The 12,336-nt window shown below is 46.5% G+C and carries 6 protein-coding genes; 2 read left to right on the forward strand and 4 right to left on the reverse strand.

Going from position 1 to position 12,336, the window contains the following annotated elements; genetic code table 11:
• Positions 1-28: 28 nt before the first annotated feature.
• Positions 29-2,314: a transglutaminase TgpA family protein gene (locus SPB21_RS30005; protein ID WP_499868588.1), complete on the forward strand. Its 2,286-nt coding sequence runs from the start codon at positions 29-31 to the stop codon at positions 2,312-2,314.
• A gap of 217 nt (positions 2,315-2,531) precedes the next feature.
• The gene (locus SPB21_RS30010) at positions 2,532-3,815 is read left to right on the forward strand and encodes an aspartate aminotransferase family protein (RefSeq protein WP_499868590.1); all 1,284 of its coding nucleotides are present in this window, start codon (positions 2,532-2,534) and stop codon (positions 3,813-3,815) included.
• A 67-nt stretch (positions 3,816-3,882) separates the two neighbouring features.
• Here SPB21_RS30010 and bcsA read toward each other — a convergent pair whose 3' ends face one another.
• The 4 genes from bcsA to SPB21_RS30030 form a co-directional block, all read right to left on the reverse strand.
• The gene (gene bcsA, locus SPB21_RS30015) at positions 3,883-6,468 is read right to left on the reverse strand and encodes a UDP-forming cellulose synthase catalytic subunit (protein ID WP_499868592.1); all 2,586 of its coding nucleotides are present in this window, start codon (positions 6,466-6,468) and stop codon (positions 3,883-3,885) included.
• A 5-nt stretch (positions 6,469-6,473) separates the two neighbouring features.
• Positions 6,474-8,771 (reverse strand): cellulose biosynthesis cyclic di-GMP-binding regulatory protein BcsB, encoded by a 2,298-nt coding sequence (locus tag SPB21_RS30020; RefSeq protein ID WP_163703093.1) that lies wholly within the window; start codon positions 8,769-8,771, stop codon positions 6,474-6,476.
• A 181-nt stretch (positions 8,772-8,952) separates the two neighbouring features.
• On the reverse strand, positions 8,953-10,311 hold the full coding sequence (locus SPB21_RS30025) for a family 8 glycosyl hydrolase (RefSeq protein WP_163703094.1): 1,359 nt from the start codon (positions 10,309-10,311) through the stop codon (positions 8,953-8,955).
• Between the two features lie 21 nt (positions 10,312-10,332).
• Positions 10,333-12,333, reverse strand: a complete 2,001-nt coding sequence (locus tag SPB21_RS30030) for a tetratricopeptide repeat protein (RefSeq protein WP_499868594.1) — start codon at positions 12,331-12,333, stop codon at positions 10,333-10,335.
• Positions 12,334-12,336 lie beyond the last annotated feature (3 nt).

Below are 12,336 nucleotides of genomic sequence, written 5' to 3' on the forward strand. Positions count from 1 at the left end.
ATGATGTGTTTGCGCGTTTTTGCCTGGTATGGTTTCTCCGATTTCTACCCCTAATAATTCATCTCAAGATTTGAGTTCATCATGGCGGCAGCGGCTATCGGCCCTGCCGCCATCTGTACCTGAAGACTCGATTGCTTTGCGGGTTTTGGTGCAATGTTTGGTGACAGTGGGGATCGGTAGTCTCAGTGTGGCTGCTTCGGGGGTAACGGATACGTCTGTATGGAATCTGCTGGCGATTCCGCTCAGTGCTGCGGGCGCTTACTGGAGCTGGCGGAGTCGTCGCCGTCGAAATATTGCTGCTAAGTTTCTGATCGCCGTGGGCATGTTGTTGGCCCTGGCGTTTTTTTTAGGGCGGATGGTGAGCATCCCTGGCGATACTCGGATTGTGCTGGCTGAATTGTTGATCCATTTACAGGTGCTCCATAGCTTTGATTTGCCACGACGTAAGGATTTGGGCTATTCAATGATGATTGGTCTGATCTTGGTGGGGGTGGCCGCTACGATCAGTCAAACGCTTCTATTTGGTCCGTTTTTGCTGTTATTTCTTTTACTGTCGCTACCGGTGCTGGTTTTAGACTATCGTTCTCGATTAGGTCTATTAAACTGGCGGCAGATGTCCGTGGGGATATCCTTGCGGCAGTTCGGGAGCATTATTGCTGTCGTTGTAACGTTGGGGCTTTTGATTTTTATCGCGATGCCGCGATTCCCAGGGTATCAACTTCAAACCTTTCCAGTGAGTGGCAGCATTGATGTAACTGGCGAAGTCGATAGTAGGGAAATATTTAATCCAGGCTATGTGAGGCGAGGCAATAACAATACTGGCAATGCAGACGAGGAGCAAGAGGGCTCTGGTGTTAGCCCTGAGGATGGGCCGGGCCGTATTAATCCTGATTTTTACTATGGGTTTAACCGACGGATTAATCAAAACCTGAGGGGTGAGTTGGAACCGCAGGTGGTGATGCGGGTGAGATCGCAACGGGCAGGTTTTTGGCGTGTTATGGCCTTTGATAATTACACTGGCCAGGGTTGGGAAGCATCTCGTGGCGATGAGTTAGCCGAACTCAGACGCTCTCCGCTGTCCTATCGGTTTTTACCGATTACTCCGCAGCCCATTGGCCGCAATGAAGAGGTTGTTCAGACCTACACCATGGTGCAGGATTTTCAGAACTTGGTGCCTGTTCTCTATGCTCCCCATTCAGTGTACTTTCCAGCTGATGAACTAGCCATGGATCCTGAAGGAGCCCTGCGACCCTCTGGGTTGCTGCCTGAAGGTCTGACGTATACGATTGTTTCCAGGGTTCCGGTACGGGATATTCAGCGCCTCAATCAAAGCTCTACGGAGTACAATGGCTCGATTCGGCAGCACTATTTGCAGGTGCCTGATGATATTCGCGATCGCATTCGTACAGAAACCGAGCGTTGGCTAGCCACATCAGAGGAGCCTTTGAATACTCCCTATGAAAAAGCGACATTTTTAGCCCAGATTCTGCGGGATAACTACACCCTGCAAACGGAGCTGCCCTATTTCGAAGAAGATGAAGATCTGGTCAGTGCTTTTCTGTTTAAGTACACCGGGGGCACCCGCGATCAATTTTCCACAGTGCTGACGGTAATGCTGCGGTCTATTGGCATTCCAGCCCGGTTGGCCACCGGGTTTGGCACAGGCCAGTTTAACCCCTTCACTGGGTTTTACATTGTTCGCAACACCGATGCCTATGCTCTAACTGAGGTATATTTCCCTGAGCACGGCTGGTTTTACTTCAATCCGATTCCTGATGGCCTGCTTTTTTCGCCTGATGATAGTGGTGCGAATCCCTTTAGTGTCCTGCGGCAGCTATGGCGCATATTAGTGGGGGTTTTACCAGCTCCTGTTGCCCAATTTATTCGACGTGGGTTTCAGGTGCTGATGTTTGTGATTGGCACAGTCCTACGGTTCTTATCACGTTTTAGTGGCAGAGGTTTACTGAGCGCCCTCTGGTATCTGGTGGGTTTCACGGGGTTAAGTTTCTTGGGATGGTTGATGGTTCAAGGCTGGCGACGGTGGCAGCGTCGGCTTAAACTCAGTCGTCTAGCACCCATGGAGCAAATTTATCAACAAATGTTGTGGATTCTGGCTCAGCAGGGCTATGGTAAACGCGCCAGCCAAACTCCCTTAGAATATGCAGCAGGATTACAACAGCGCTCAGATTTTCGCCAGGGCAGCTTAGTTCGCCAGATAATTGATCGCTACATTTGCTGGCGTTACGGTGGACAAACGGTGGATGTGGATGGTTTACAGACGAGACTGCAAGAGTTACGACGGTCTGGACGGTAATCGAAAATATTGTCCAGTTTGATACTATCTATCAAATGATTTAGCGGTAAAAGCTGCTGCAATTTTTTACAATCACCTAAGACATTGGAGAGTTTTGAATTCTAAGTTCTGAGTTTTGGGTTGTGAATTTTACAGCTCAACTCAAAATACTCAGCAAGCTGAGAAGAGCAAAGCTCTACAAAACTCAAAATTCAAAACTTACAGAAGAGGTCAGTCCGTGGTTAGTCTAAAACAGCTTGTTAAGAATCCCCTCAAAGTCCTTGGTGCTGGTACAAAAGCTGGCAAAGGCTTTCGGCCAGAGGTGTTTGATAGTCATGTGATGACCACCTATGGTCGGTTTCCATTGGCATTGACCCGAGGTGCAGGCTGTCGTGTATGGGATGACCAAGATCATGAGTATTTAGATTTTGTGGCGGGCATTGCCACCTGCACATTAGGCCATGCCCATCCAATCATGGTGGAGGCAGTGACCCAACAGATCCAGAAACTACACCATGTATCGAATCTTTATTACATTCCAGAACAAGGCGCATTAGCCCAGTGGCTGACGGAACATTCCTGTGCTGACCGAGTATTTTTCTGTAACTCAGGTGCTGAGGCCAATGAAGGGGCGATCAAGCTGGCCCGTAAATATGGCCACACTGAGCTGGGCATTGATGAGCCCGTGGTTATTACCGCCAAGGCTAGCTTTCATGGACGTACCTTAGCCACGATTACGGCGACTGGACAGCCTAAGTATCAGAAGAGCTTTTCACCACTTGTGCCTGGGTTCCACTATGTCCCGTTTAATGATGGCGATGCGTTGGAGAGTGCGATCGCATCCCTTAATGCTAGCGGACCTCGTGTGGCTGCCATTCTGCTTGAAGCCTTACAAGGAGAAGGTGGTGTCAATCCTGGTAATGTTGAATATTTCCAACGGGTACGACAACTGTGCGACCAGCATAAAATCCTGTTGATCTTGGATGAAGTGCAGGTGGGCGTGGGCCGTACTGGAAAAGTATGGGGATATGAGAACCTGGGGATTGAGCCCGATGTTATTACCGTAGCTAAAGGGTTAGGTGGCGGTGTGCCTATTGGTGCAATGATGTGCAAATCTAGCTGTGATGTGCTGGGACCGGGCGAACATGCTAGCACCTATGGAGGAAATCCCTTTGTCTGTGGTGTAGCCCTGGCGGTGTGTCAGACCCTGGAGTCAGAGAACCTAATGGCGAATGCTAGCGCCAGGGGACAGCAGTTACGACAAGGTCTGCTTAAGTTGGTGGATGCTTATCCTGAGTTATTTGAACAAGCTCGCGGCTGGGGGTTGATCAATGGTCTGGTTCTAAACGGTGATGCACCCCTGACATCTTTGGACATTGTGAAAGCGGCCATGAATGAAGGCTTGTTGCTGGTGCCCGCTGGCCCTAATGTCGTTAGATTTGTTCCACCGTTGATTGTGAGCGCCGCTGATGTGGATGAAGCCCTGAAAAAACTCTCTAAGGCAGTTAAAATCCTGTCTTAGAGAGAGGGTTATTCAGTGTTAGTTGGCTACAGACACGGGTCGAGCTGACAAGAATGATGCTGTTGCTTTAGCTATATTTGGGCGACATCTCTGGTGTAACGCTGGAGGATTTCAATAGATAATCAATCTTCTTGCGTTGCACCTTATCAAGCGTTGTCGGAAAAGACAGTTCAACAGTCACTTTCTCATCTTCCCAGGCGGCTGAACCCGATGCAGAAGCTTCAACTGAGATCAGCTGAGCTAGCAGCTTCATGGGGGCATGATTATTATTTCCGCTTCTGATTAATAAGCCAACAGGTGGCTGATTCTGCTGAATGTAGTCGCTACCGTGGAGAATTGTATCTGGCATCTCTAGTTTGAGATGGCGAGAACTTGCTGCGGTAATGATGGCTGGGTAAAAATGTCCTTCCCAGTAGACTTCGGTAGGAATATTGACCTGTTTTTGAACAACGGTGGCTTGGGCTGCTTTAGGTTCTCTAAATGCTCTGGAAAGAGCGGTAAATACAAACTGCACCGACTTTAAAAGATTATCGGGGTGAGGTCTGCTTTGGGAGTACCATTCATTGACATCGGCATAGATAACCAGTATCAGCATTTCCCACTGTTCCTGGGTCATGTCAACAAATTCCACAGCCACGGTGACTTCGTTATCTTTGACAACCTTGACTCGATGCACCTTAGCGTCAATACACACGGTCGAATCTGAATCTCCCCAAATCTGCAAGGTTAGGCGATCGGGCAGGTTTGGCCAATTGCTCAAGGAGAGTAGTGCACCTGTTTCACTAATGTTAATGGTTTTACCCACTAAGTCTTGGTATTGGCCATGGTTGTGAATGGCAATATCTAGTTCACGATTCAGACGATGCGCGTCTCGTACTTGTGGTTGTTCATAGGCAACCAGTAATGAGGCCACTAACAGGATGAGATTAAAAACACACCATCCTGCATTAATGAGAACGGCTTCAGTAACGTTTGGATTGATCGCTAACCAGAAGGGGACAGCGAGTAAAGAGGTGACCAGGAGTGCTACCATCACTAAGGTGGCGCGGGAAGAGTTCCAGTCAAAGACTCGCTTAGTTACCGATACACCCTTATCTGTTACGTTAAAACTGCCAAGCTTTGGGTTGATCAAAGCCATCAAGGTAACGATACCGTTTTGAAATGCTAGGGCATATTCAAAGATTTCGTTCCAAAAAGAGAAACGTACTTGCTTTTGGGTGATGTAGTTGGCATACATGGCCAATACAATATGGGGTAATGCGTAGGCTAAAGTTTCAAGACCTATCCCGCGAATTAGGTTAATCCCCAACAGCAAATAGAGGACAGGAGCAAGGGCATATAAAAGACGTGGGAACCCAAAAAAGAAGTGGCTTGTTGCTGAAAAATAGCACAGTCTTTGTGCAAATGATAACTTGAGTTTGGGGTTAAATAATGGGTTTTCAATACGAAGGATTTGAGCCATGCCCCTTGCCCAGCGAACCTGTTGCCCTACGTAAGAAGCAAAGGTTTCAGGGGCAAGCCCGGCCACCATAATCTTGTCGTAATAGATTGATTTGTATTTTTTGGAGTGGAGCCTTAATGAGGTATGGCAATCTTCGGTAACGGTCTCAACAGCGATGCCACCCACTTCCAATAGGGGTTTTTTACGTACAACGGCAGCTGACCCGCAAAAGAAAGCGGCGTTCCAAAAATCGTTCCCTTTTTGAATCACCTTATAGAACAACTCATTGGCTACGGGTACCCGACCCCGAGTCAGCAAATTGCGCTCAAATGGATCGGGATTATAAAACCAGTGAGGTGTTTGCACTAAAGCTACTTTGGGATCTGAAAAGAAGCCGACTGTATTTTTGAGAAGGGGTTTGGCGGGAATATGGTCGCAATCAAGAATGAGAACCAAATCGCCATGGGTACGTTTTAGAGCCGTGTTAATGTTACCTGCTTTGGCATGGTTGTTATTGGGACGCGTGAGTAAAGTACAGCCCAGTTCCTTACACATTCTAGAGAGCTGTTTACGCCGTTCTGGATACTTACGACCATCATCAAGAATATAGATGGTCTTCTTATCTTTTGGATAATCTAGCGCCAGAGCAGCCAGAGCTGTTTTACGAACAATGTTGACATCTTCGTTATAGGTGGGAATGTAGACATCAACCTTTAGCCACTGTTGTTGTGGAATGGTACTGATATCGATGGGGGTGCGATCGCGAATCCTTAATGTCTGAAAATAAGACAGTATCAGAGTACCAATCGCATACAGCTCAGCAACAAACAGCAGTAGGCTAAAGAACCCGTTCACCCAACCGTCCAGATTGAGGGTGTAGTTAACACGGTAGTACAGATACCGTAGCGTCACCACAATGCTGATCCAAGCCATGAAAAGATGTAATGCTTCACTGGCTTGCTTTTGCGGTCGCTGGTTTTCAATCCATACGATTGCCCAACCCAATAGGGTTAAAAAAATAGCGACGATACCTTGTTGCCAAACTTCAAGCGGAGTCGTGATCAGTGGTATGGATGCCACCAGACACATCGTAATCAGTCCGAGCAGTGGCCATTTACCAAAAGGGGAGAGAACTTTTTCAAACACATGGGGCAGCTGTAGCAACCCCTGAATGAGGGAAGGCTGATAAGAATTAGTTTTAGCGGGAGACATTAGGGTTATTCAGGATCAGAGAGACGATTGAGATAAAGCTGTGAAATGCTGTAGAGTGGCAGGGCCATGATGATAATGCCAATGGGTAATGTCCACCAGTGATTCTCTAAAAAGAGTGAACTGCGTTGAATCACACCTGCATCAACAATTTGTCGCTTAGCAGATTCGTCTAGAAAACGCATGTTGTAGTCCTTCCGGTCATAGGGAGAAGGATTTGGCACCTTGCGTCCAATTAGAGTGGTGTCTCCATTGAGTGCCAGGAACAAAGGTTCAAGATCCAGGGCATCTTGTACCTCTCTCAGTCCAGCCTCTGTCTGAGCACTTAAGGCTAGAAGAATGTGCTCATTACTCCAGGGTGACAGGACTGCTTTGATTACGCCTTCATTGTCTTGAATACTCTGAATCTGGTTGTCTTTCCACTGACGTCTGAACTGGGCAAATAGTCTGAATCCATTGGCATTAAAGGCTTCTGAAAATGGGAATTGTTCCCGCAAACCGATGCCAACCCAGTGAAACTTACTTCTGTCTGCGCCAGGGATTGAGCTGTTTTTATAAACATTGAGTTCAATGCTCTCGGCCTTTGATAGTTTGCCTAGTCGGCCACTTAAGGCGAGCAAGGTTTCTATCTCAGCTTGGGAAGGGTTATCGGGAAGTGCGATCGCAGTTTTTGAGAGATCCTGCGGGGCCGTGAATGGATAGCCGACGCGAAACAGTTCTAAATCGGGTAATTGAGCAACGATATAACGAGAGAGTTGGAAGCTCGTATCATTGTGCAATGTTCCCCAGAGCTGTTTTTGAGCAGCCATGCCACATACGGTTGAATCTTGAGGATTCATCGTAAATTGCACCCGTAGCTCAGAATCAGGCTTCATCAGGTGAGGGGGCAAATCAATCTGATACGTCTGATTACTATGATTTTTTGTAGACAGTGGCTTAGAACCAATTGTCACATCGTCCAGGATAACCTCGATGGAAGACGTACGTGGATTAATCTGGGATGTATGGCTGTAGTGAAGCTTAAGGTTGCTACCGCGGCTAAATTGGCTGTCGGGTAATGCCCGGAAGTCAATTCGAACCGGTGGAGCATTTGTCCCTCGAACCGTTGTATCCTCAAACAGGTTGCCATGCTCGTCCTGGAGAGCGCTGAGTACAAACTCTTTCTCCTGGGGGAGATAACCAGGCCAATTGTGCTCATCAGGCGAGGTAGTCTCAGCTAAACTCTCGACTAGTAAGGCTTGCCCTGCTCCAATTGTTTGTTCCTGGGACTGAACCAAGAATTGTATAGCAAGCTGAACGCCTTCCTCACTGTTACCTGTAGCTACCAGAATAGGGTTACCTGTATCAGGATCCGCTGTTTGAGCTAAGATACCGACCTCTCCTTTGAGTGGGTTGCCATCTCCATCCAGGAGCTTATTTGCCGATAGACTAAAAGGCAAGTCCAGAGAAGTCAAAATAGATTGTTCAGCAGGTGTACCGATAACGACCAGACGCTCATTCCAGTCTAGGTCATCTGCTGAATTGACCAATCTAGCGGTCAACGGTCGGTATTCGGCAAGACGCCCGATTGATGCTTGATAACGTGCGGCGGTTGTCAACCATTTTTCACTGTAGGTTTTGGGGCGTAGATAAGCCAGTTTAGTGTCATCCAGGCTCAAATCATCAAAGAACGGATAGGGGTACTGATTAAAATCAGCCATAAAGTTCTTAGTCTTAAACTTAAACAAGAACTCTGAGTCTGGCAAAATCTCTGTCCAAAGAGCCGGATCGTTGGGATTAGTGCAGGTTTCAGACGTATTGTGCTCAACTTCCATGTTGAGAAAATTCTCGTCTTGAATCAAATTTGCAGGTATGTCAAACAAAAATTGAGCGACTTCTGCTGCTGAGCGATCCAGTGGAACACTGCCAATGCTTGTGTCATTCATGCGAACTACAAGATTTGATTTCTCAGGTATTAAAGAAGGTGAGTGCCGCAGCTTAATCTGCACCTTAACATCAGTCAAATCCCAGTTTCTAGGTCGGCTGAAGTACATACTCGCGTCAGAATAAACGCCTTCTAGGCGAATACGGTTGCCAACACTGGCATCTCGATTAAATGGCAAGCGATATTCATAAGTGGGGGTTAGGCCCTCACCATCTTCATTTAGTGTTGAACCAGCGGTTGTGCTAGATGCTTCCTGGATTGTTGCATCATTGGAAGCACTTGCTCCTGCATTTTCCTCTTCAATTTTGCTACTAGGTAGTGGAAAAGTTTTTATTACCGTTGATTGAGAACTGTTTGTTGGTGTCTGAGCACTTGCTACCATAGGCAGTAGTAACGTAATTCCAAGGCCTAGTAGACAAAATAAACTTACTCCAGATCGGAATAATCGTCGAAATAATTGTTGTCGCAGGGACAGAGTCCTTTTTAGCGTTGCTTTTTTAAGAGAACTATAAGGTTGAAGGAAAGACATATTGCTCAGAATTAAATAAACATATAATGGAAACTTAGAGAGAACCGCTGGTGATTTGTTGGCTCGCAGGGGCTTGCGACAAATTATTTTCTTGTGTCAGCCATTGCTTATCCAAGCTTTCAAACGGATAGAAGGCAAACCAGCCTAAATTTTGAACATAATAAGCTGTGTTGTTATCCCAAAAACCATTCTGATAGCTAGGCTCTAACTTTTCTTCTAAAATTTGTTCTGCGATACTATCTTCAATGCCCTGGAGACCAAAATAAAGCATCGCGTATTGAGCTGTTGATTCATAACTCACGGTAGGTGTACCCGATGTAGCAATACGAGCAGGAATAAAGCGCTGCGACTGCCAAAGCTCTATTAGAAACGTTAAGTGACTTTGGAGATAGGCGTTAGCCCTGGGTTCATCAAACCAGAGAGCATCAAGCCTGACACGCCACCAGACTCGATAGGCATCAAAACTATAAACCGACGGTAGTATAGCTGCATCGCTCAATTCAAACTGTCCACTTTGCATGTTCAGTAGCACCCAATCACCAGGCAGTTGACTAGCTGCCAGTTCAGAGGATGCTTCTAAAACCCCATAGCTACTTTCCACTAAAGACATCCAGTCTCGCCTAGGATCAACTTGGGCAAATAGCCGAAAGGCATAGGGAGCCATGTAGCTAGGATTAAGGTAAACCTGGTTAGGTTGAGGCTTAAATGCATCGACAGGACCAGGCAACAAGTAACGCATTGACCCAGACTTGTCATCAACAGCGGTAGTCACCAGTGTTGAATACTCCCAAAGGTCTGCTAATTTGAGCTGAGCTAATTCAAGATAGTCGAGCCGATTCCACCGACGGCCAGCCAAAATCAGTGCAGTAATAGCATCAATATCGGCATCGCTCGCGAAGTTTTTATCGATGGTGCCCCATGTCCCGTCATCATATTGTCCCCATCTCCACGACCAGAGATGATCTTGTGGAATACCCTCGGCTGTGTGACGACGAAGATTTTCTTCTGCCCATTGCAACGTTTGGGAGAATGTTTCTGGATCATTCACAAGCACGGCTCTGAGCATGGCATAGGCCTGTCCCTCAGAGGTTGAACGATCTTTATCTTCGCGATCGATTACTCGGCCATCGGTCTGAATAAATCTTTGGCGATACGTTTCCCAGCTTTGGGTGATAACATCCTGGGATGTGATTCCTTGGGCAGTAAATGGGGATGAATCTTTTTGGCTATTGAGATTAGAAACCTGTGACTGTGAGTTATTAAGTTGTCCAAGCTCGCTACTTGGGCCTGTCGATTGTAATGAACAGCCAAAAAGAGTTGTTATTCCGATTGAAACAGTTGCCCGAAAGCTAGATTGGATCAAGGTATTGAATGTGGAGTAGTAGTTACTCATAGCACCGGAACAAAAGCTAATTTAATATCGTTCCCAAAATGGTTGAAACCCTCGTCGATATAGATATCCCTGAGTTAAACTTACAAGCGCTGATTGAGCTGATTGATTGTTAGGATCGTCTGCCAAGATATCTTCATATATTTGGGATGCTTCATTTAAGCGCTGTTGTGTATAATACAAGCCTGCCAATGCCATGAGGCCACTGGTGTCATTGGGATACGCTCTTAGCAGGGTGGTATACGCTTCTTCGGCTAACTCAAATTGCTCTAAGTCAACAGCTAAATCACCTTGTGCAAAAAAGTCGGAGCGTTCTACCGCAAAATTTCCTTGAAACGAGCGCATTAGCAGCTCCTTAGCTTCAGCTTCTGATATTCTCTTTGCCAAGAGAGCTAAACGAGTCCGTCGTAAAATTTGAGAGGTTGTAGGTTGTGGGCTTTGTGCAAGCAGCTGATCGTAAAGGACCAGAGCTTCTTCATTACGCTCTTGAACCCTAAGGATCTCAGCATATCCAGTCAGAGCTGCTGCTGTAATGGACTGATCCGTCGGTCGACTGCGTAATATAGCATCATAAATATTGCTACTGGCTGCGAAATCTCCTTCGCGGCGTTCAATATCAGCTAATAAGAGCAGGCCACTACTTTGCCGATTGATCCCTAATGCGCTGTCAGCATAGGTGGCTAGTGCAGCTCGAGCAGCTTGATAGTTTTGGTTCTCAAGATAGACTTGGGCAATTCGATAATACAAGAGAGGTTCTTGTAGACCACTCTCAATAAGGGCTTGGTATAACGGCAATAATGAAGCTTCAGGGGGATCTAACCGGATTAAACCTCGGGCGATATTTCTCTGTGTGCCCATATCAACGGATGATGACTGAAGTCCTCGCAAAATATTTTGTAGGTCTGCAATCGATGCAAAACCCAGTTGTTTCTCTAGAACTCCCCTTTGAAATTTCAACCCAATATCATCTGGTTGCTGGGAAGTAAGTTGACGATAGACTTGTAAGGCCAAAGACTGCTGACCAGGTAAACCACTGAGGGCATAAGCAACCTCTCTAGCCACTCCGATAGTTACGTACTGTGAGGGTTGAGCTAATATTTCTTGATAGTGGGCAGCGGCTTCATTAGCATAAGCCGGGTTCTGACTGTAACGCCAAAGTTCATTGTATGCTCGGGCTAATGTTAGTCGAGAATCTTGACGACCTATCACAGGAGCGATAGCAGTTTCGGCCTGTTCAAATTGGCCATTAGCTGCATAACTTGCTGCTAGTGCACCTCGCTGTTGCAATGTTATGTTATTTTCACCACGGCTTTGTCGTAGTGCACTTTCTAAAATTTCGATTGACCGGTCTGGATTACCAATTTCTCTTTCTGCAAGAGAATAGGCAATGGTCGCACTCCCTTGAATGGATCGTCCACTATTTTGATAGTGTCTGAACAGCTCTAATCCTTGGTTGTAGTTGCCGCTGTAGGTATAGGCTTCAGCGGCACTTAAAACTGTTTCAGGAGAAGGACTGCCGCGTAGTACGCGGGCATAATCTTCTGTAGCTTCACTAAACCGACCTTGATAGGTATAAAGCAAAGCCCGTTGAGTTAACGCACTTTGATCTTGAGGACTATTCTGTAGTAGCGTTGAGAGAGCCTCTATTCCCTGAGATTGCCACTCTGGGCGATATCCTCCTAGTTTCCCAATCGCTCTGAGTGCATCTACATTATTTGGGCTAATATCCACGATTTTTTGGTAGGTGCGAAAGGCATCAGCATCTCTTCCAGCGCGTTCATAGGACATTGCTAAACCTAAGTTAGCCTCAAGAGACTGTGGCGTGCGTTTTAATGTTCTTCGAAACTCTCTAATTGCCTGATCTACTAAACCCTGCTCTAGTAGAGAGAATCCCTGTTGGGATGATTTCGCTTCAAGAGTAGGCGTCGTTGGTTGAGCCCATACTGGAGTCGAATTTCCAAGATGTGTGCTAGATAATAATATTGCACAAATAAAAACAGTTTTAAGATGGTGTCGATATCTCATTCT

It is taken from the genome of Leptothoe sp. ISB3NOV94-8A (assembly GCF_043421595.1).
In the GTDB taxonomy this organism is placed as follows: domain Bacteria; phylum Cyanobacteriota; class Cyanobacteriia; order Phormidesmidales; family Phormidesmidaceae; genus Leptothoe; species Leptothoe turfae.

Coding starts and splice junctions, on each gene's coding strand:
- SPB21_RS30005 (WP_499868588.1), top strand. CDS start 29: ATGGTTTCTCCGATTTCTACCCCTAATAATTCATCTCAAGATTTGAGT.
- bcsA (WP_499868592.1), bottom strand. CDS start 6,468: ATGTCTCCCGCTAAAACTAATTCTTATCAGCCTTCCCTCATTCAGGGG.
- SPB21_RS30020 (WP_163703093.1), bottom strand. CDS start 8,771: ATGGTAGCAAGTGCTCAGACACCAACAAACAGTTCTCAATCAACGGTA.
- SPB21_RS30025 (WP_163703094.1), bottom strand. CDS start 10,311: ATGAGTAACTACTACTCCACATTCAATACCTTGATCCAATCTAGCTTT.
- SPB21_RS30030 (WP_499868594.1), bottom strand. CDS start 12,333: ATGAGATATCGACACCATCTTAAAACTGTTTTTATTTGTGCAATATTA.